The organism is Luteimonas panaciterrae, assembly GCF_020511115.1.
GTDB lineage: Bacteria > Pseudomonadota > Gammaproteobacteria > Xanthomonadales > Xanthomonadaceae > Luteimonas > Luteimonas panaciterrae.
In genome coordinates this window covers 894,492-915,058 of sequence record NZ_JAJAVH010000001.1, presented here as the reverse complement: position 1 = coordinate 915,058, position 20,567 = coordinate 894,492, and the positions used below count along the sequence as shown (strand labels likewise).

General features: G+C 64.5%; 21 protein-coding genes and 1 riboswitch. Of the genes, 12 read left to right on the top strand and 9 right to left on the bottom strand.

All coding sequences use genetic code 11. The features are described 5' to 3' along the window. Positions 1-4: 4 nt before the first annotated feature. The 4 genes from LG367_RS04035 (at position 5) to LG367_RS04020 (ending at position 4,304) form a co-directional block, all read left to right on the top strand. Complete coding sequence (locus LG367_RS04035) at positions 5-1,390, top strand: condensation domain-containing protein (RefSeq protein ID WP_226467911.1); 1,386 nt, start codon at positions 5-7, stop codon at positions 1,388-1,390. Positions 1,391-1,568: 178 nt separating this feature from the next. Further along, positions 1,569-2,825 carry a 6-phosphofructokinase gene (locus tag LG367_RS04030; protein ID WP_226467910.1) on the top strand — a complete coding sequence of 419 codons (1,257 nt, stop codon included), beginning with the start codon at positions 1,569-1,571 and terminating at the stop codon, positions 2,823-2,825. A 45-nt stretch (positions 2,826-2,870) separates the two neighbouring features. Continuing rightward, a complete protein-coding gene (locus tag LG367_RS04025; protein ID WP_226467909.1) occupies positions 2,871-3,398 on the top strand; it encodes a DinB family protein in 528 nt (175 codons plus the stop codon). A gap of 54 nt (positions 3,399-3,452) precedes the next feature. Then, complete coding sequence (locus LG367_RS04020) at positions 3,453-4,304, top strand: sterol desaturase family protein (RefSeq protein ID WP_226467908.1); 852 nt, start codon at positions 3,453-3,455, stop codon at positions 4,302-4,304. A gap of 59 nt (positions 4,305-4,363) precedes the next feature. On the opposite strand, the gene LG367_RS04015 is transcribed toward LG367_RS04020, so the two are convergent. Further along, a complete protein-coding gene (locus tag LG367_RS04015) occupies positions 4,364-4,549 on the bottom strand; it encodes a hypothetical protein (RefSeq protein ID WP_226467907.1) in 186 nt (61 codons plus the stop codon). Here LG367_RS04015 and LG367_RS04010 point away from each other — a divergent pair. Then, on the top strand, positions 4,548-4,988 hold the full coding sequence (locus LG367_RS04010; RefSeq protein ID WP_226467906.1) for a hypothetical protein: 441 nt from the start codon (positions 4,548-4,550) through the stop codon (positions 4,986-4,988). The two genes, LG367_RS04015 and LG367_RS04010, sit on opposite strands and share 2 nt — an antisense overlap. 92 nt (positions 4,989-5,080) lie before the next feature. On the opposite strand, the gene LG367_RS04005 is transcribed toward LG367_RS04010, so the two are convergent. Beyond that, on the bottom strand, positions 5,081-5,401 hold the full coding sequence (locus LG367_RS04005) for a hypothetical protein (protein ID WP_226467905.1): 321 nt from the start codon (positions 5,399-5,401) through the stop codon (positions 5,081-5,083). Positions 5,402-5,697: 296 nt separating this feature from the next. Further along, positions 5,698-6,201, bottom strand: coding sequence for a hypothetical protein (locus LG367_RS04000; protein WP_226467904.1), 504 nt, complete (start codon positions 6,199-6,201; stop codon positions 5,698-5,700). Positions 6,202-6,454: 253 nt separating this feature from the next. On the opposite strand from LG367_RS04000, the gene LG367_RS03995 reads away from it, so the two are divergent. Beyond that, positions 6,455-8,488, top strand: a complete 2,034-nt coding sequence (locus LG367_RS03995) for a sodium-translocating pyrophosphatase (RefSeq protein ID WP_226467903.1) — start codon at positions 6,455-6,457, stop codon at positions 8,486-8,488. Positions 8,489-8,577: 89 nt separating this feature from the next. On the opposite strand, the gene LG367_RS03990 is transcribed toward LG367_RS03995, so the two are convergent. The 3 genes from LG367_RS03990 to LG367_RS03980 form a co-directional block, all read right to left on the bottom strand. Next, positions 8,578-9,948, bottom strand: a complete 1,371-nt coding sequence (locus LG367_RS03990) for a DUF2252 domain-containing protein (RefSeq protein ID WP_226467902.1) — start codon at positions 9,946-9,948, stop codon at positions 8,578-8,580. A gap of 150 nt (positions 9,949-10,098) precedes the next feature. Then, positions 10,099-10,626 carry a hypothetical protein gene (locus LG367_RS03985; protein WP_226467901.1) on the bottom strand — a complete coding sequence of 176 codons (528 nt, stop codon included), beginning with the start codon at positions 10,624-10,626 and terminating at the stop codon, positions 10,099-10,101. Positions 10,627-10,852: 226 nt separating this feature from the next. Beyond that, complete coding sequence (locus tag LG367_RS03980; RefSeq protein ID WP_226467900.1) at positions 10,853-12,424, bottom strand: M91 family zinc metallopeptidase; 1,572 nt, start codon at positions 12,422-12,424, stop codon at positions 10,853-10,855. A 319-nt stretch (positions 12,425-12,743) separates the two neighbouring features. Between LG367_RS03980 and ppa the strand changes: the two genes are divergently transcribed. The 5 genes from ppa to LG367_RS03955 all read left to right on the top strand — a co-directional run bounded on the left by ppa (position 12,744) and on the right by LG367_RS03955 (position 15,157). Beyond that, on the top strand, positions 12,744-13,292 hold the full coding sequence (ppa, locus tag LG367_RS03975; protein ID WP_226467899.1) for an inorganic diphosphatase: 549 nt from the start codon (positions 12,744-12,746) through the stop codon (positions 13,290-13,292). Positions 13,293-13,308: 16 nt separating this feature from the next. Beyond that, positions 13,309-13,731, top strand: coding sequence for a hypothetical protein (locus tag LG367_RS03970; protein ID WP_226467898.1), 423 nt, complete (start codon positions 13,309-13,311; stop codon positions 13,729-13,731). A gap of 28 nt (positions 13,732-13,759) precedes the next feature. Then, entirely contained in the window at positions 13,760-14,068 is a 309-nt protein-coding gene (locus LG367_RS03965; protein ID WP_226467897.1) for a DUF1272 domain-containing protein, read from the top strand. A 234-nt stretch (positions 14,069-14,302) separates the two neighbouring features. Further along, on the top strand, positions 14,303-14,797 hold the full coding sequence (locus LG367_RS03960) for an RNase A-like domain-containing protein (RefSeq protein WP_226467896.1): 495 nt from the start codon (positions 14,303-14,305) through the stop codon (positions 14,795-14,797). 75 nt (positions 14,798-14,872) lie between these two features. Next, positions 14,873-15,157, top strand: coding sequence for a contact-dependent growth inhibition system immunity protein (locus LG367_RS03955; protein ID WP_226467895.1), 285 nt, complete (start codon positions 14,873-14,875; stop codon positions 15,155-15,157). Between the two features lie 49 nt (positions 15,158-15,206). On the opposite strand, the gene LG367_RS03950 is transcribed toward LG367_RS03955, so the two are convergent. The 3 genes from LG367_RS03950 to thiC all read right to left on the bottom strand — a co-directional run bounded on the left by LG367_RS03950 (position 15,207) and on the right by thiC (position 18,609). Continuing rightward, positions 15,207-15,875: an ion channel gene (locus LG367_RS03950; RefSeq protein WP_226467894.1), complete on the bottom strand. Its 669-nt coding sequence runs from the start codon at positions 15,873-15,875 to the stop codon at positions 15,207-15,209. Positions 15,876-15,924: 49 nt separating this feature from the next. Next, positions 15,925-16,530: a DUF4136 domain-containing protein gene (locus LG367_RS03945; protein WP_226467893.1), complete on the bottom strand. Its 606-nt coding sequence runs from the start codon at positions 16,528-16,530 to the stop codon at positions 15,925-15,927. A 183-nt stretch (positions 16,531-16,713) separates the two neighbouring features. Next, a complete protein-coding gene (thiC, locus tag LG367_RS03940) occupies positions 16,714-18,609 on the bottom strand; it encodes a phosphomethylpyrimidine synthase ThiC (protein ID WP_226467892.1) in 1,896 nt (631 codons plus the stop codon). A 126-nt stretch (positions 18,610-18,735) separates the two neighbouring features. Further along, positions 18,736-18,830: riboswitch (TPP riboswitch) on the bottom strand. 153 nt (positions 18,831-18,983) lie between these two features. Here thiC and glpD point away from each other — a divergent pair. Further along, entirely contained in the window at positions 18,984-20,507 is a 1,524-nt protein-coding gene (gene glpD / locus LG367_RS03935) for a glycerol-3-phosphate dehydrogenase (RefSeq protein ID WP_226467980.1), read from the top strand. Positions 20,508-20,567: the final 60 nt, after the last annotated feature.

Here is a 20,567-nt window from a genome sequence, read left to right as displayed (position 1 = left end):
CAACATGAAACGAAAACTCTCCACGATCGAGCGTCTGATCGACGGCAATCTCTGCTGGCGCATCGCCCTCGAAGGCAATCTCACCGCGGAAAAGCTGCGCGCCTCACTCGACCGGATGCAGCGCAAGCATCCAGCGCTACGGATGCTGATCCACGAAGCGAACGGCGAGTTCTTCTACGAACTCGACGCGGCGCGGCAGATCCCGCTGCGCGTGGTCGAATGGGTCTCCGCGGAGCATCGCACCCACGAGTGCGAAACCGAGGCCTATGCGGCCTTTCCGCACGATCAGCCGCAACTGCGCGTGGTCTGGCTGCGACGCCCCCATGACAACACGCCTGGCGTGCACGACGAACTGCTCATCACCAGCGCGCACCGCATCTGCGATGGCATGAGCATGTTCGTCATCGTCCGCGAACTGCTGGAAGGACTGCATTCGGATCAGGCATTGACTCCTTACACAGCACTCGACATCCAGGACGTCATCGGCGACTTCCACGACAAGCACGCCTGGAAACGAAAACTGCTTGCACGCGCGATCAACTCACTGTTCTCGCTCATCCCATCCTCCCGTCGCCCTCTCGTGAACCGGGAAGTGCGCCTGGAATGGGGAGTGAGTCACGACGTGTCGGAACGCCTGAAACGGCGCTGCAAGACGGAAGGCGTCCCACTGCATGCCGCGATGCTCGTCGCGCTGGGTGAGGCCCTGCCCGTGCTCGGCAAGCAGGCACCCGACTGGATCGAAAGCCCGATCGACGCCAGACGCGGACGACTGCCCGCCTTGAAGGACGACATGCTGTTCTTCGGCGGCGGCGCCTTCAAGATCGCTTCCCGACAGGATCTCCGTCGCGATTTCTGGGTGCGGGCACGCGAGACCGCCGAGGACATGCGCCGGAAGATCGATCAGGACATCGCCGACATTCCCGGCAAGTACCAGTTCTGCGAGATGCTGAAACCACCTTCGGCCGGAAAGATCCGCTCGATCGTGCGATTGGGCGATGCCGTGGGCCGCAACGGCAGCTGGAACCGGATCCTGCTCTCCAATCTTGGCAACGTCTCGCTCGACGATGCCGCATCTCCGTTGCAGGTGAAGGATTTCACCACCTACGTGCACTCGTTCACGATGCGGACGCTCGGCATCCTCGCCCATTCGCTGCATGGCCAGCTGCGCTTCGTCTACCTTGGCGACGAGATGTGCCTGAGGCGCGAACAGGCCGAGGCGCTGGGCCATGCATTCACGGCCTCCCTGGACAAGTGCACCGCCGACGGCGATGTCGTGCAACTGGCATCTCCGCCGCAGCGGGCGCATGCGGTCTCGACCACGAATACTCCGACACTCGGCCTGGCGAGCGGGCATCGCGAGCATGCGAAGTCGCCAGAACTTCTCTCGTGATCCGTGGCGCGTGATCCTTAACACGATCTTGCTAAGATCGCCGCTGTCACTCCTGGCGCGGCTTTCCGGTTCCCGGCCGCGCGCCGGCTCCTAGCCGCGCCGACGCGCGGCTTCAGGCGGACAGGCCATTCGGGGCCGCGATGCACGCCTCGCAGGCGGATAGCCAGATCCCCACCTCATGTCTTCCGGAACTCTGCTCTACGCCCAGTCCGGCGGTGTCACCGCCGTCATCAACGCCACCGCCTCCGCCGTCATCACCGAGGCGCGCGCGCGCAAGGTCAAGGTGCTCGCCGCGCGCAACGGCATCCTCGGCGCATTGCGCGAGGAACTGATCGACACCTCGAAGGAATCCGCCGCCGCGATCCGCGCGCTCGCGCACACGCCCGGCGGCGCCTTCGGCAGCTGCCGCGTCAAGCTCAAGTCGCTGGAAGCCGATCGCGCCCGCTACGAACGCCTGCTGGCGGTGCTGAAGGCGCACGACGTGCGCTACTTCCTCTACAACGGCGGCAACGATTCGGCCGACACCGCCAACAAGGTGTCGAAGCTGGCCGCCGAGTTCAACTATCCGCTGACCTGCATCGGCGTGCCGAAGACGGTGGACAACGACCTCGCCGTCACCGATTGCTGCCCTGGTTTCGGTTCGGCGGCGAAGTACACGGCGGTCTCCGTGCGCGAGTGCGCGCTCGACGTCGCCGCGATGGCCGAGACCTCGACCAAGGTGTTCGTGTACGAGGCGATGGGCCGTCATGCCGGCTGGCTTGCCGCCGCCGCGGGCCTCGCCGGCAAGACGGCCGACGATGCGCCGCATCTGATCCTGTTTCCCGAGCGCCCCTACGACGAGGCCGACTTCCTCGCGCAGGTGCAGAAGATCGTGGCGAAGGTCGGCTACTGCGTCGTGGTCGCGAGCGAAGGCATTCAGACCGCCGACGGCAGGTTCGTCGCCGACGCGGGCGGTGGCAAGGATTCCTTCGGCCACACGCAGCTGGGCGGCGTCGCCTCGTTCCTCGCCGGCCGCGTGAAGGACAAGCTGGGCCTGAAGGTGCATTGGACCCTGCCCGACTATCTGCAACGCTCCGCGCGCCACATCGCCTCGAAGACCGACCTCGATCAGGCCATGGCCGTCGGCAAGGCCGCGGTGCAGTTCGCGCTCAAGGGCATGAACGCGACGATGCCGGTGATCAAGCGCACCTCGGACGCGCCCTATCGCTGGAAGATCGAAGCCGCGCCGCTCGACAAGGTGGCCAATCACGAGAAGAAGATGCCGGCGAACTTCGTCCGCAAGGATGGCTACGGCATCACTCCGGCCGCGCGCAAATACCTGGAGCCGCTGATCCGTGGCGAGGCGCCGCCGCCGTACGGGCGCGATGGCATTCCGAACTACGTCGTCTTGAAAAACGTCGCGGTGCGGCAGAAGCTGCCGGCCTGGGAGGGATAGGCGCTCACGAGTTCGGGCATCCCTCGATCCAAGCATGAGGCAGAGATGACAAGCTCCGCGCAACTTCGCACGCTCACCCGCTACAAAGCATGGGCGAACGATCTCATTTACGGCGCGCTTTCCGAGATTCCGGATGCCGAGCTGACCAAGCCGCGGCAGATCCTCTTCGGCAACATCCTGCGCACGCTCAATCACGTCTACCTGATGGACCTGGTGTGGAAGTCGCACCTCGAGGGCGTTCCGCATGGCCTGACGACGCGCAACCCGGAGACGTCCCCGCCGTTCGCGCAGGTGCGCGAAACCCAGAAACACATCGATGCCTGGTACACCCGCTACGCCGAGACGCTGCAAGAAGATGCCGGCGAGGAAGTCATCGAATTCACCTTCATCGGCGGCGGCACAGGCACGATGAGCCGCCGCGACATCGTCCTGCACGTGGTGAACCACGGCACCTACCATCGCGGCCACATCGCGGCGATGATGTACCAGATTCCGTGCTTTCCGCCGACGAGCGACCTGCCCGTCTTCCTGCGCGAGACCGGATCACAGGCGCACGGCCTCGCCACGCCTTGACCGGCGCCCCGAGGTTCTGTTGCTGAAGCAATCGATGCACCCGGAGAACGGTTGATGGAGAAATGGATTCTGCTCGGTCTGGCCCCGGTCTTCCTGGCATTGATCATCTGGGAGGCCTTGTATTGGCGCCGCCGCCAGCCGGAGAACTACAGTCTCAAGGATGTCGCCTCCAACGCGGTATTGGCGCTCATGCATCAGGCGTCCGACGCGATCGCCTGGACAGTGGTCACCGGCCTCTTCTATCTCGTCTATCAATACCGTGTGTTCGATCTGCCGCCGGCCTCGGTCTGGACGATCGCCGCGCTGTTCGTCGCCCAGGACTTCTTCTACTACTGGTTTCACCGTGCCAGCCATCGGATTCGCTGGATGTGGGCCTCGCACGTCACCCACCACTCCTCCGAACGCTTGAATTTCTCCACCGCGTTCCGGCAAAGCCTCACCTACCCGATCTCGGGCATGTGGCTGTTCTGGCTACCGCTGGCCTGGCTCGGCTTCGATCCCACCCACATCATCGCGGTGGTGGCGATCAATCTCGCCTTTCAGTTCTTCGTGCACACGCAGGCGGTCGGCAAGCTCGGCTGGCTCGAATATGTGTTCAACACGCCTTCGCATCATCGCGTCCATCACGCACGCAATCCGAAGTACATCGACCGCAACTACGCCGGCGTGCTGATCATCTGGGACAAGCTGTTCGGCACCTATGTCGACGAAGATCCGGCCGTGCCGTGCGAGTACGGCATCATCGGCCAGATCCACAGCCATAATCCGATCACGCTGACCTTCCACGAATGGATCGCGATGTTCCGCGATGCGGCACGTGTGGGTGGCTTGCGCGGCGCGCTCGGCCAGCTGTTCTGCCCGCCGGAACGCGCGGATTCCCACCGGCGGCGGCAAGCCGCTTCGTGACGGCGTTTCCGATTCGTGCCGTTGTTGCCGCGCCGGCTCGCGGCGCGAACATGCTCACATCACGCGACGGCTCTTTGCCGGATCATGGACGTGGATGACGAAGCCATCTGGAACGCTGCCTCGACGACAAAACCGACTTCAGGATCGTGCACCTCTGCCAGCGGCACATCGTCCACGCACGCTTCTCCGGAAATCGATACCATCGCCGTACTCACACCGCGACGGCCAAACAAAGAGGTCTCCATGCGCAATGCCTTCTGGTTGCTGATGATCTCGTCCGCGATCTCCTTCGCACCTTCGGTGTCCGCTGCGGACAAGCAGGCGCAACCCGAATGCGCCAGCAATTTCTCCAGCACGGGCAACTATATTCGCGGCAAACAGTTCAGCACCCACGCCCTCCTGCCGGACGTACGCACGGAGGCGGCCTACAAGGGCGCCTATGAGTTCATCGAGAAAAAGGGAGGCTACTTGACCGTCAGAGGCGACAAGAAGGCCGGCGCCATCTACGCCTCGCACTCGGTGGCCATGTCCGTCAGAACCGCCCCGCTCCACGTCACGATCACGCCGGAAGGCAAGGGCAGCAAGATCAACATCACGTTTTCGATCAGCACCGGGATGCTGACTTCGAAAAAGTCAGTCCGCGAGCAGTTCTGCAAGATCACCAATGCGGCGGCGGGCGGTTAGTGGCCGATGGCCATCGCCTACGATCGCTGCATGGAACGAAAGACGCCAGCGCTGTCCTGAAACAGGACAGCGCCGTTGAACCCGCTCAGCACTTAGTCGTGCGTCTTGATCGGGTGGCAGGAAGGTGCCGACAGCGTCGGCGCGGACAACAGGACGCCCGGCATCATGCGAGCGGTGCAGTCGAACTTTCTGCCCTTTGTCGTCGTTGCGACGTAGCTGATGTCCTGCCCGCCAAGCGAGTCGGCAGTGCCTGCGCGCACGTTGGTCACGGTCAGCTCGTCGGAGGAGGCCAAGCCCAGAATCTTGGCGGTTTCGGTCTGGAGCGGAACGATGGCCTGGTCAGTCGTCATCGTGGCACACCCGGTCACCAACACGGCGACGAGAATCGCGGCATGGATAAGCTTCGTCTTCATTTGAGTAACGATCCTAGTTTTATGGTTGTCCTACGCGGAGCCCATTAACCTGCGCAAGCACGGTTTCCTATAAGGCCCCATCCCCGTACGCTCGCCAGGCGGGAGCGCGGTTTGCCAGTTAATCCAGCAAACTCGCGTTCGAGTATGGTCAAAGCCCTAACGGGTGTCAACGAAGACGCAAGGCTCCATTCCCGCACTTTGCGGGCTTGGAGCCTTGCGTGAATTCGACGCAGGACAGCCTCGGTGCACGATGATCATCACGGTCCTCGCGGCCAGCGATCACCGTGCATCCGCAACTATTGGCAACTCTTGCCCTCGACTCCCATCTCGGCCGCGAACATCGGCACCGCCTGAAGCTTGCCGGCGGCGGCGGTCTTCTTCGCCTCTTCCAGATAGATGCGCGACTGGCCCTGGCCGTCGAGTTTCTGGGTCTGGTCGACCGAGCGGCGCCAGATCCGGACCACGGCTTGCTGCGAGGGACAGGCGGCGCTGGGGATGCGGATCAGATCATTGAACTTCCAGCCGTCGGCTTCCGAAGGCTTCGCCTTGGCGGCGTCGACGAGGCGCGCGCGCGGTTGGCAGGTCGGGCTGATCCGCACCACGGAGAATTTGTAGGGCTCGGCGGCCTGGCCGGTGAACACACCCTCGATGCGAGCGCAGGTTTCTGGAATCTGGCGCACGGTATGCACCACGCCATTGGCTTGCGGAGTGGCCTCCGGCCGCTTGATCTCGGGCACCGGATCGGAAGCCGCGGCAGGCAGCACGGTCAGCAACAGACAAGGAAGGAGCAGTCGACGCATGGGGAACTCCTGGAACATGGACGGCAAAACAAGCTGGCGGGGAAGGCTGGCACGAGGCGCCTGAATCCGCGCCCACACCCCGTAATCATTGGATCGGTCCACGCGCCGTCGAGAGCGGCGCCATCGAAACGCATGCCCTCGCTACGGCGGTCCCAATTCACCTCGTCTGCGCCGCACCGCAACATGGGATGCGGCTACGCTATGCCATAGTCCTGTGGTTGTTTCTTTGGCATTCATCTCCGGGGAGGGTTTCATGCTCGAGCAGTACGGTTTGTGGCTGGCGCTGGCGTGCGCCATCGTCGCGATTCTCTACGGCGTGTTCTCGGCGGGCTGGATCAACCGACAGCCGGCCGGCAACGAACGGATGCAGGAAATCGCAGGCGCGATCCAGGAAGGCGCGCGTGCTTATCTCAATCGTCAGTACACCACTATTTCAATCGCTGGCGCCGTGCTGTTCGTGGTGATCGGTTTCGCGCTGAGCTGGTACACGGCGATCGGTTTCCTGATCGGCGCAGTGCTCTCGGGCGCGGCCGGTTACATCGGCATGAACGTTTCGGTGCGCGCCAACGTGCGCACCGCCGAAGCCGCGCGCAAGGGCATGGGACCGGCGATGGACGTGGCGTTCCGCGGCGGCGCGATCACCGGCATGCTGGTGGTCGGTCTCGGCCTGCTCGGCGTGGCGGGCTATTGGCTGGTTCTGGCCAAGCTTGGCGTGACCGGCGAAGCCGCGCTGCACGCGCTGGTCGGTCTCGCGTTCGGCTCATCGCTGATCTCGATCTTCGCGCGTCTTGGCGGCGGCATCTTCACCAAGGGCGCCGACGTCGGCGCCGATCTGGTGGGCAAGGTCGAAGCTGGCATCCCCGAAGACGATCCGCGCAACCCGGCGGTGATCGCCGACAACGTCGGTGACAACGTCGGCGACTGCGCCGGCATGGCCGCCGACCTGTTCGAGACCTACGCGGTGACGGTGATCGCGACGATGCTGCTCGGCGGTCTGATGGCCGAACAAGTCGGCGCCAACGCCGTGCTCTATCCGCTGGTGCTGGGCGGCGTGTCGATCATCGCCTCGATCATCGGCGCGTTCTTCGTGAAGGTGAAAACCGGCGGCTCGATCATGGGCGCGCTCTACAAGGGCGTGATCATTTCCGGCGTGCTGGCCGCGATCGCGTTCTATCCGATCACCACGCAGCTGATGGCTGATTCCCCGGTCGGCGTCACCAACCTGTACTGGTGCGGCCTGATCGGTCTGGCGTTGACCGGCGTGATCGTGTGGATCACCGAGTACTACACCGGCACGCAGTACAAGCCGGTGCAGCACATCGCCGCCGCGTCCACCACCGGCCACGGCACCAACATCATCGCGGGTCTCGGCGTGTCGATGAAGTCGACGGCGATGCCGGTGATCGCGGTGTGTCTGGCGATCTGGGGCGCGTACGCGCTCGCGGGACTGTACGGCATCGCCATCGCCGCGACGGCGATGCTGTCGATGGCCGGCATGATCGTCGCGCTCGACGCCTACGGCCCGATCACCGACAACGCCGGCGGCATCGCCGAGATGGCGGAACTGCCGTCGGAAGTGCGCGATGTCACCGATCCGCTCGATGCGGTCGGCAACACCACCAAGGCGGTGACCAAGGGTTATGCGATCGGTTCGGCCGCGCTCGCCGCGCTCGTGCTGTTCGCCGACTACACGCACAACCTGCAGGCCGCCAATCCGGGCGTGACCTTCGCCTTCGACCTGTCCGACCACATGGTGATCATCGGCCTGCTGATCGGCGGCCTGATTCCCTATCTGTTCGGCGCGATGGCGATGGAAGCGGTCGGCCGCGCGGCCGGCGCGGTGGTGGAGGAAGTGCGGCGTCAGTTCCGCGAAATCCCCGGCATCATGGAGGGCACCGGCAAGCCGCAGTACGACAAGGCCGTGGACATGCTGACCAAGTCGGCGATCAAGGAGATGATCCTGCCGTCGCTGCTGCCGGTCGCCGTGCCGATCGTGGTGGGCCTGCTGCTCGGCCCGAAGGCGCTGGGCGGCCTGCTGATCGGCACGATCGTGACGGGCCTGTTCGTCGCGATCTCGATGACCACCGGCGGCGGCGCCTGGGACAACGCCAAGAAGTACATCGAGGACGGGCACCACGGCGGCAAGGGTTCCGAGGCGCACAAGGCCGCGGTGACCGGCGATACCGTCGGCGATCCCTACAAGGACACGGCGGGCCCGGCGATCAATCCGCTGATCAAGATCATCAACATCGTGGCACTGCTGCTGGTGCCGCTGCTGCACGTTTGATCGAGAGTGGTTTCGGAAACAAGAAAACGGCGGCCTCTGGCCGCCGTTTTCGTTTCGGAGATGTCGCTTCCGACGGATCGCGTCTTGCTTCAATACAACGGTGTTCCGGCATCGTAGGCATCGACGAACGCCTGCCAGTCGAGATCCGCCTGCGCGGCATAGTCGAACGCGAACGCGACCAGTTCCGCCTTCAAACCGCTGACGCTGGTGATCGCATCGGTGACCTGCTTGTCGATGCTGTAGCTGACGACGCTGCTGTCGTAATCCTGATCGGCCAGGGCATGCGCGGATGCCAGTGCCTGGCCGAGATAAGTCGCGGCAGTGTTCAACTTGTCGGCGCTGGTGAGCAGGGCCGGATCGAAATCTTCCTGATACGGCGATTTCTCGTGCACGTAGTACGGCCGGCCGGCGACGGTCGTGTAGCCGATCAGCACGTCGGCCTTGATGAGCTGGGCCTTGGCGGTGCGCGCCACGCGATTGCCTTCGTTATCGTCGTATGCGGAAGCTGGCAGACGGCCGTTGGCCGCCGTGGCAACGGTACTGGCCGCTTCCTGTTTCCATTCCAGGATGACATCGTCACTCGTGCTCGTCGAAGGCCCTTCCACGAGCACGTAATAACGCAGCTTGCCGAGACTGCCGACGCCGGAATCGAGCTTTTGATGTATGTCCTTTACCGCGTAAAAATTCGCCGCATAGCGCTTCGAGGATGCAATCGAATTGATATAGGCGCCGGCGGCTCCGCCGATATCGCTGTAGGTCTGCGCGGACACGCTCACCAGATTGGACAGATTCTGGAACACGCGCCGGCTGCCGCTGAGCATCGTGTATTTCGACAGTAGACCGGAACGGGATTTGCCATCGGCATCGGCGATGGTGTCGTCGACCACGCCGGTGGTGTTGCCCTTCACCAGTTCGAAACTCAGTTCGGCGCTGCTGCCCTTGAACTCCGACATCTTGCTGGCGTAAGCACCGATCATGGTGTTGATGGCCGTGGTGATCGCACTGTCGCTCAGGCCGTTCTCGCGGCCGGCCAGCACCATGCTGGCGGCCAGGCGGCGCAGGTCCCACACGTATTGGCCGAGATAGCCTTCGTCGTGATCGGCCGCCTTGAACACGGCCGTGCCATCGGCATTGCGCGAGGCATCGAAATTGCCGAGATGCGCGTCGCCGCCGATCCATGTGTATCCGCTCTGCGCCGTGGCGTAGGCGGAGGCCGGCCGGGTCAGCATGTCCTCATAGAAGAGGTGGGCGGTGCCGCGATAGAACGCGTACGGACTGAGCGCCATCTTCGCCATCTTGGCGTCCAGCTCGTTGGCGGCCGTTGCGGCATAGGGATGGTTGTAGGCGTAGACCTGCTGGATCACCCAGCTATCGCGGGCGGTGGCGGCCGATGCGGCGGTCGCGAAACCGCCGGCGAGCATGCCGGCCAGAAGCAAGGCGGGAACCGGGAAACGAGCCATCGTAAGCGCACCTGTCATCGGAAACGCACACTGCGACAGGCCAAGATGGCGAATGTATTAAAGCCACATGACAAATCACGCAGGCGCAAAACGAGGTTTGCGCGAAACCGCAAACCCGACCGCTATCGCACGCCGATCCGATTGCCGCGCTTATTTCTCGAACGACGCCGAGGTCACGTCGAACCAAGACGTGCACAGCACCTGCTGGGACTCGGCGACGGCGAACGACGCCGTCCACACCGATTCACCCTCGATGGCCTGGAAATCCGTTGACGAGAACGGCGCCACCCCCAGACACCAGCGCAGACGCTTGGGCGCGTTTTCCACGGGCAAGGCGAACTCAAACTCGCCCGTCAGCGAAGCACTAGATTCGACGCGCGCGGCCAGCGGCGTCGGCGGCACGGTCGGCGCCGGCTGCGGCAACGGCAAGGCAAGATGGCTGAGCGTGACATCGTCGCCCTCGACGGCGAACAGCGGCGCGGCGATCTCGCCCTGCACGAGCTGCTTGGTCATCACCGCATGGCGATTGCCGCGATCGAATACCATCAGCGGCGTCTTGCTTTCGTTATGCAGGCGATAGCGCACATGCAGCGCGCGTGCGGAAGCGGCGTACTCGAACGTGGCCTCGAGGCTGGCGCCCTCGCCGCTCACCACCGTCTGGCTTGCGTCGGCTGACATCGTGGCTCCGTCTGACTTGGAATCCGGTGTGGTGCTCTGTTGCGCGAACGCCGGCTGCGCAAGGCCAATGGCGAGCGTCAGGATCGCGGCGTGGCGCAATCCGTTTATGTTGATGGGACACATTGTATTCATGCGATGCATGCAGGTGATTCTCCAATAAAAAGAGCGGTGCATGTTGACCATGCACCGCCCCGGTCCCGCTCCCCTGGTCAAACAACGGTTGTGCTTACAGCGTGTAGCTCGGGCGCAGCTCCAGCCCCAGCTCCGTGCGCATGCCGTTCTCGGTCAGCGCATCGGGGTTGTGGGTGGTGGCCGGCGTGTTCGGATTGCCGTCGAAATCGAAGGGCTTGGCACTGGTCTCCAGTCCCACGGCCTGACGCTCGGCATTCGGCACCTGTCCGTTGTCCGGACCCTCGCCGCGATACGTGCCCGGCTGGAAGGTGCCGTTGACGCCGTTATAGGCGTGCGACATCTCGTGGTAGAGCACCACCACCGGCGCCGGGAACTCGTTCATATGGAACGAGGGGTTGTAGCTGATCTGCACGTCCGAGCCTTGCCCGGCCTTGCCGTTGCTGATCTCGGCGTTGCCGCGGCCCAGCGTCTGCGCGTAGCCGTTCTGCTCGTTGGCCAGCTCGCGGATGGTGACGGTATTGCCGTTGGCGGCGGCCTTGTCGAATTCGGCCAGCATCTGCTGTCCGTTCGGCGAGCTGCGCAGGAAGTCGATCTCCGCTTCGACGCGCTGGCGGAAGGCATCGGAACCCTCGACCTTGACGCCCTGCGTGCCCAGCTTGGCGTTGAGTTCGACATTGACCACGACCTGGCCGTTGTCGCGCTGGCCCTGGGCGAAGTTGATGATGTCGGTGGCCTTTTGCGCGTAGACCTTGTCGTTGGTGGTGGCGCCCTCGACGGTGTCGGTGCCCTCGCCGGTGTAGAAGCGGCTGCCGTCGGTCCCTGCGCGCAAGGTGTCGTTGCCCTGGCCGCCGGACAGGATGTTCTTGCCCTGGCCGCCGTCGAGGCTGTCGGCGCCCCTGCCGCCTTCGATGAAGTCGACGCCGTCGGCGCCGGCCAGCGTGTCGTCGCCGTCGCCGCCGTAGACCACGTCGTTGCCGGCACCGGCATCGACCTTGTCGTTGCCCGTGTTGCCGAACACGTCGTCGCGGCCCGCGCCGGTGCTGATGGTGTCGTTGCCGGCACCCGCATCGATGCGATCCTCGCCCGCGCCGGTGGTGATGGTGTCGTCACCGTCGCCGCTGTCGACCACGATATTGACCTTCACGTTCGGCGCGACATTGATGACGTCGTTGCCGGCGCCGGTGCGCAAGGTCAGTTCCTGGCCCTGGGCCAGGCGGGTTTCGTATTTCTCGCCGTTGACGGACACATCGAGCGTGCCGTCGTCGCGCTGGGTGACCTGGACATCGTCGTTGCCGGTGCCCTGGGTGGTCACCACGAGCTGGTTGCTGCTGACGTAGGTCCGGCCGAGGCCGGCGTCGGCGAGGGTCTGCTCGCGGGTGATCTGGGCCTGCTGGCCCTGCGCCAGCTGCGCGGTCCTGATTTCCTTGCCATCGGGCGTCTGCCCGGAAGGCAGACGGGTGCCGGTGGCGCCGCCGTCGATCGCGATCGCGTCGCCGGTGGCCGCCTTCGGTTCCTGCGGGGTCGTCTCGGGTGCCGTCAGGGTCGGATTACCGCTCAGGGCATCCTGCTGGGCCGGGTTGTCCCAGTATCCGTTGGCCTTGGTCTCCGGTGGCGGCGGGGGAGGCGGCGGTGGCGGTGGGGGCGGCGGTGGCAGATCGATGCTCATGGATCGGTATCCCCTTCTCTTGGGTCATCAGAATCGAATGAAGGTCTAGATATACGGACCCGTATGTACCCGGCCAAGCTGGGGCGTTCCCTAACTCGGGTTGACCCTATGTCGTGTAGACACGTGGATGCTGCGTTGCAGCAGGAGCCGGTAGAATGTGGCTCCTACGGGCTGGATGCTGTTGCCGTCCATGACGGCGCTCTCCAGCTTCGGAACCCCCGGCCCGGCCATCCATGGTCGGGCGTTCGGGACTAAACCAGTGCCGATAGGGCGCCGGTTTGGCCCCTCACCCCTTCCATCGATTCGGAGTCACCACGCAATGGGCCTGGACCACGTCCCCACCGGCAACAACCCGCCGGACGAAGTCAACGTCATCATCGAGATCCCCAAGGACGCCGAGCCGGTCAAGTACGAGGTCGACAAGGCCAGCGGTGCAATCTTCGTCGACCGCATCCTGTCCACGCCGATGCGCTATCCGTGCAATTACGGCTACGTCCCGCACACGCTGTGCGGCGACGGCGATCCGGCCGACGTGCTGGTGGTGCTGCCGCTGCCGCTGATCCCGGGTTCGGTGATCCGCGTGCGTCCGGTCGGCGTGCTGCGCATGAAGGACGAGGCCGGCAGTGACGAGAAGATTCTCGCCGTGCCCGTCAGCAAGGTGTTCGCCGGCTACGCCCACATCGAGGACATCCACCAGGTGACGCCGCACTGGCTGGAGCGCATCGGCCACTTCTTCGAGCACTACAAGGATCTCGAGAAGGGCAAGTGGGTGAAGCTCGACGGCTGGGGCGATGCCGCCGAGGCGAAGCAGATCCTGCTCGAATCGATCGAGCGCTACGGCACCTCGCCCGACAAGCCGCGCTTCTGAGGCCGAGACGGCACGCATGGGAACGTACAAGACGCGGAAAACCGAGAGCGCGCCCGACTGGCTCGACCAGGACGGCGTGAAGCTCTACACGATCTCCACGCACGGCGGTCCCGTCGATCAATCACCCTACCTGGAACGTCTCACCCGCATCAAGGCGGATCGGGCCATCGACTGGCCTTCCACGCCGGCCTTCGCGATCCTCCACGACGGCGCCAGCATGCGTTATCTGGTACTGGGCTGGTGGGGCAATGACAACGAGCTGTTCACCTCGGTGTCGGTAGAAACCGACACCGGCTGGGTGGAAGATTCCGCGCGCTTTTCGTTCTGCCTGTGGGACATGGAAGTGATGTGGTTCGAAAGGAATGCTTTCGTCGACACCCTCTATTGCGCCTCACCCGATCTCGCAAGTTATCGCGCGAGGCGTTTCTCGAACGCATAACAAGCGTCCCCAGCAAGCAGGAAGACACATGCTGCAACTCAGACCCACCTGCGAGCATTGCAACAAGCCATTGCCTCCGGATTCGTTGGAGGCGCGCATCTGCAGCTACGAGTGCACGTTCTGCGCCGATTGCGTCGATCACCTCCTCGGCGACATCTGCCCGAACTGCGGCGGCGGCTTCGCGCCCCGGCCGATCCGGCCGGCGAAGGATTGGAAAGACGGCAATTTTCTCGAAAAGAATCCGGCCAGCGCTGAAATACGGCATCGGCCAGTGGATCTGGCGGCGCACGCGCGGTTGCGTGAGGCTATCGGGACGCTTCCGCCGCACAAGCGCTGAAGCAAGTAAGAGTTATCACTTATCTTGTTCGATGGCTTTTCGATTGCCATCCTTGGCGCAGCGATATCGGTTTCGGAACGCCCTGCACAGCCGTCCATGGCCGGGCGTTCGTCCCCGCAGTCGATGCCGATAGGGCATCGGCTGAGAGCGGCTCCTCTCCCTAGGGTTTCCACCAATGTTGCGGTGGAACGACACGCACTAGGCTTTGCGTCGACTCCACCGGGAACGCAGCCGATGTCCGTTTCGTCCGTCTCCGCCGCCACCTGGTCGCCGGCTTACGATCTGTACAACGCACAGCCGGCCACGCCTGTCGCCCAGCCCGAACCGCCGGTTCCTCTCGATCAGGTTCCTGGCGGCGGCCTGGAAGCACACGAACAGGCCGGCAGCCATCTGATCGAACGGCACGTCGGCAAGACCGAGCAGGACCTGCTCGATCGTCTGGAACGCGAGAACATCAGCGCCTCGTCGAGCTTCCGCGATCTGCCCTCGGCCGAACATTTCGTCGCCGCGACCATTGCCGAGAACCAGGACAAGATCGACGCCTGGGTGGACGGCAAGGGCGGCAACCGTCTCGTGCTGAGCGAGAGCTTCGACGCCGAAACCGGCATCTCGATCAAGCGCGGCGATACGGAAGCCACCGACGTACATTCGGTGAAGATCGTGCTGGAACGTTCGGACAAGCTCGGAATCGGCTATAGAATCGTGACCGGCTATCCGACCACGCCCTGATCGCGAAGCCGGGCCCAATCCGGCCTTTGACCAGCCGGCTTCGAACGAGCACCGCCGAATGAGCACCCGCTTCCAATGAGCAATTACCCAGCGCTGGAAAACTTTCTCGCCGCCTATTTCCACCAGGACTGGCGCATGGAGCACGAGACGCCCGGTGCGGTGGTCGCCTATTACCTCGACAACGAGGACGCGGAACAGGTCGCCGAAGTACGCGACGACCTCGCCCGCCTGTCCGCGCGCGACCTCGACGAAACCGCCCTCGCGCAGCTGCTGCGCGAACTCGGCAGCGAATACGACCCGACCCTCGACGGCGCCACCTGGCGCGACTGGCTCGCCGGGTTGCGTGCCGATTTTGGTTGATCAGCTTCAGTTGATCAGCCCTCAGGCCATCCGGAGCTCGTGATCCGGATTAGCGCTTGCCTCCACGCAGCAAGCCCGCCAGACGCGCCACCACTACGGCCAGATACATCACGCCGTTCCACTGCGCGACAATGATCACGATGCGCGAAAGCGGCGTCATCGGCAGGATGTCGCCAAGACCGGTGGCGGAGAAGTTGGTGCCGCTCAGGAACAGCAATTCCACCCAGGTGCGCACCGGTTGCGCGTTCTGCAGCGGCGCGGAGAACGCATTCGGCTGGAACAGCTGGCACGCCATGAACACCCAGGCATAGGCCTCGACGAACAGCATGAAGGTGGCGCCGGCCGCCCACATCTCGTCGGTCGTGGTCTGCTCGTCGCTCATCATGTAGGCGATCATCGACACCGCCGCGTAGAAGAACGCCGCGGCGTAGCCGACGCTGCCGATCACACCCAGCACGAAGCCGCCGGTCGCCTGATGCAGCGCCCACGCGATGATGCCCACCGCCGCCAGCGTGCCCGCGATCCAGCCCGGACGCGGCGAGCGATGCACCATCCATACCGCCACTGACAGCACAGCGGCGCTGACCGCCGTGGAAGCCACCTGCCCCACGGCGTGATCGCCGATGAACGGATACGACAGCAGCGCCAGCAGCTGCACCACCAGCAGCGCCATCGACGGCGAGCGACGCAGCCGCACCAGGGCGCGCATCAGCTGCATCGCCGACTCCTCCACCGCAAAGCTTGTGAACGACTGCCCGCGGCAGCCGTCACTTCTTCACCGGCGTGACGGGTTCGTTGGACCCGGCGCGATAGGGATAGCGCAGGAAGATCTCGCTGATCGCGCGATCCACGTCCTGCGCACGCTCCTGCGGCGGCTTGCGGGTAACGCGACCGATCGCATCGCCCGTCCACACCAGGCGGTTGCGCGCGGAGTCGACCAGATCGACGGTGAGCGTGCCCTCGCGGTACTGGGTCACCTGCGTTTCGTCGTACCAGAACGGCACCGCGAAATACGAACGGCGGCGATAGCTGTAGAAATACTGGAAGTCGGTGCGCGGCGTGGTCCAGACATCGGTCTTCTCGCGCACGATGCCCTGGAAGTTCACGCGCAGGTCGGGCGATTTCTCGTCGTAGCTGTAACCGCGCGCTTCCATCTCGCGGCGCACGTCGGCCTTGATGCGATCGGTGAGGAAGGTGGAATAGCCCGTCTCCTCCATCGCGATCGGCTGGTAGAACGCCCAGGTCTTGTAGCGGGAGAAATCCGCCTCCGGATCGTAATCGGTGCGGACGGTGGGGCCGGTGGCGCAGCCGGCCAAGAGGGCGACCGCGCAGACCGCCAGCAGCCACTTCAGGATGTGATGCGACTTCGTCATGGACGGTCTCCGTCTGGATTTGGAGCGCACGCTAGCACGCCGCCCGAGGGGATCGATTAACGCCATAGATATGACATGGCGCCGGGCATCCGGCCAGTCCATCGCATGGGGTGCCGGTCACTCCCGGCACACCTGCCCGCCCGTACCCACCCTCTCCCGCTTCGCGGGAGAAGGGCTTGCTCCTTACTCGACGCGATATACCTCGGCGCCGGCGGCGCGGAACTCCGCCGACTTCTCCGCCATCCCCGAGGTCAACGCGGCCTGCTCGTCCACCCCGTGCTCGGCGGCATAGTCGCGCACGTCCTGCGTGATCTTCATCGAACAGAAATGCGGGCCGCACATCGAGCAGAAGTGCGCGAGCTTGTGCGCGTCCTTCGGCAAGGTCTCGTCGTGGAATTCCTTCGCCTTCTCCGGATCGAGACCGAGGTGGAACTGGTCCTCCCACCGGAATTCGAAGCGCGCCTTCGACAGCGCGTTGTCGCGCACCTGCGCGCCGGGATGGCCCTTGGCCAGATCGGCCGCATGCGCGGCAATCTTGTAGGCCATGATGCCGTCGCGCACGTCCTGGCGATTGGGCAGGCCGAGATGCTCCTTCGGCGTCACATAGCAGAGCATCGCCGTGCCGTACCAGCCGATCATCGCCGCGCCGATCGCCGAGGTGATGTGGTCGTAGCCCGGCGCGATGTCGGTGGTCAGCGGCCCGAGCGTGTAGAACGGCGCCTCGCCGCATTCGGCCAGCTGCTTGTCCATGTTCTCCTTGATCAGCTGCATCGGCACGTGGCCGGGGCCTTCGATCATGGTCTGCACGTCGTGCTTCCACGCGATCTTGGTCAGCTCGCCCAGTGTTTCCAGTTCACCGAACTGCGCGGCGTCGTTGGCATCGGCGATGCAGCCCGGACGCAGGCCATCGCCGAGCGAGAAAGCCACGTCGTAGGCCTTCATGATTTCGCAGATGTCCTCGAAGTGCGTGTAGAGGAAATTTTCCTTGTGATGCGCCAGGCACCACTTGGCGAGAATCGAACCGCCACGCGAGACGATGCCGGTGACGCGCTTCGCGGTCAGCGGCACGTAGCGCAGCAGCACGCCGGCATGGATGGTGAAGTAATCCACGCCCTGCTCCGCCTGCTCGATCAGCGTGTCGCGGAAGATCTCCCAGGTCAGTTCCTCGGCGCGGCCGTCGACCTTCTCCAGCGCCTGATAGATCGGCACCGTGCCGATCGGCACCGGCGAGTTGCGGATGATCCACTCGCGCGTCTCGTGGATGTGCTTGCCGGTGGACAGGTCCATCACCGTGTCGCCGCCCCAGCGGATCGCCCAGACCAGCTTCTCCACTTCTTCGGCGATACCGGAACTGACGGCGCTGTTGCCGATGTTCGCGTTGATCTTGGTGAGGAAGTTGCGGCCGATGATCATCGGCTCGCTTTCCGGATGGTTGATGTTGTTGGGCAGGATGGCGCGGCCGCGCGCGATCTCGTCGCGCACGAATTCCGGCGTGATCAGCGTCTGGATGCTGGCGCCGAAGGACTGGCCCGGATGCTGCGCCAGCAATCCCGCGTCGCGCACCCCTGCTTCACGCAGCATGTCCAGGCGCTGGTTCTCGCGGATCGCGACGAACTCCATCTCCGGCGTGACGATGCCGCGCTTGGCGTAATGCATCTGGCTGACATTGGCGCCGGCCTTGGCGCGGCGCGGTAGCCTGCGATTCGGGAAACGCACCGCGGCGAGCTTGGCGTCGTGCTCGCGGTCACGGCCGAATTCGGAACTCAGCTGCGGCAGCGCCTCGGTGTCGCCGCGCGCCTCGATCCATCCGGCGCGCAGCGGCGCCAGGCCCGAGGCGAGATCGATGTGGATGTCCGGATCGGTGTACGGGCCGGAGGTGTCGTACACGGTGATCGGGGGATTGTCCTCGCCGCCGAACATCGTCGGCGTGCGCGTCAGCGCGATCTCGCGCATGGGCACGCGCAGGTCGGCTTGCGAGCCTTGCACGAAAATCTTGCGCGAACCGGGGATCGGCCGGGTCACGGATTCGGAAAGCTGCTCGGTCTGCTGCAGCAGCGTGGAGGAAGGTACGGCATTCATGAACTTTCGCCCTGGCTTTATGGAAAGTCCGCACAAGGATGTGCGGGCTCTTGCGAAGAGACTCGCATAACAATCTGCGAGCCGGGACGAAACGGAGCCGCATGCGCACAATGCTCCTGTCGGAACCTGGCGCCTTGCGAAGCTTCCCTACGCCGGTGTCAGCCGGATCAGGTTCGAAGGGACTGTCTCAACCACATCGCGTGGTACCCCCGCTTCGCCCCACATTGAACCACGTTGCCGCCCCGGCGCCAACCTCACCGGGGACGGTCTCGCGATGCTGCGTTCTGATATTGGGCGACGCGCTACTTTCCCGCCGGCCGGGCGCATACTTACCTATACGGTGCGCTTACAAAAACGAAAGTATCTTGCCGCGGATGGTTGAACACCTGAGCCAGGACGATCCCCCCGTCTACGATCTCCTCATCGTCGGTGGTGGCATCAATGGCACCGCCATCGCTCGCGACGCCGCCGGCCGCGGCCTGTCGGTCCTGCTCTGCGAAGGCGACGACATCGCCTCGCACACCTCCAGCGCCAGCACCAAGCTGATCCACGGCGGCCTGCGCTATCTCGAACAATTCGAGTTCGCCCTGGTCGGCAAGGCCCTGGCCGAACGCAAGCGACTGCTGCGCGCCGCGCCGCACATCATCTGGCCGCTGCGCTTCGTGCTTCCGCACCAGCCGCATCTGCGGCCGGTGTGGATGATCCGCATCGGCCTGTTCCTCTACGACCGCCTCGGCGGCCGACGCGGGCGCGGCCTGCCGGGCTCGCGTTCGATCAACCTGCGCAAGCACGTCGCCGGCCGGCCGCTGCAGGACGCCTTCGTGCGCGGCTTCGTCTATTCCGACGCCTGGGTGCAGGACGCGCGGCTGGCCGTTCTCAACGCGATGGATGCCGCCGAACGCGGCGCGCGCATCCTCACCCGCACGCGCTGCCTGTCGGCCCGGCGTGAACACGATGGGTGGACGGCGGAGCTTCGCCTCCCCGACGGGAGCACGCAGCCGGTGCGCGGGCGTGCGCTAGTCAATGCCACCGGGCCGTGGGCAGCGCATTTCCTTGACGACATCGCGCGCGTGCAACACCGGCACAACCTGCGGTTGATCAAGGGCAGCCACATCGTCGTGCCGAAGATGTTCGCGCACGATCACGCCTACATCTTCCAGCAGCCGGACCGGCGCATCGTGTTCGCGATCCCCTACGAACGCGACTTCACCCTGATCGGCACCACCGACGTCGAATACAACGACGACCCCGCCGCACCGCGCATCGCCGACGACGAGACCGCGTATCTGTGCGAAGCCGCCTCGCGCTACTTCAGGCAGACGCTGAAACCGCAGGACGTGGTCTGGAGTTACAGCGGCGTGCGTCCGCTACTGGACGATGAAAGCGGCTCGGCATCGGAAATCACCCGCGATTACCTGCTCGCGCTCGATCGCGAAGGCGCACCACTGCTCAACGTGTTCGGCGGCAAGATCACCACCGCGCGCAAACTGGCGGAAGAAGCCCTCGACACGTTGCAGCCGGCGCTCGGCCACACCCAACCGGCCTGGACCGGCGATGCCCCACTGCCCGGCGGCGACCTGCCCAACAGCGACTTCACCGCCTTCCACGAGGAATTCGCACGCCGCCGGAAATGGCTGCCGGACGCGCTGGCACTGCGTCTGTGCCGCAATTACGGCACGCGCGCGCTGCGCATCGTCGGCTATGCCTCGCGCCTGGAAGATCTCGGCGCGCACTTCGGCAGCGACCTCTACGCGGCAGAAGTGGACTACCTGATCGAAGCCGAGTGGGCGCGCACCGTCGAGGACATCCTCTGGCGGCGCTCGAAACTCGGCCTGCATGTCGACCGTACCGGCATCGAACGCCTGCAGACGTACCTGCAAGAACAAATAAGAAAATAGAAACTGCTTCTTGAAACCCCGCACACGACGTGCGGTGTCTCGCGGAGGGATCCGCACGGG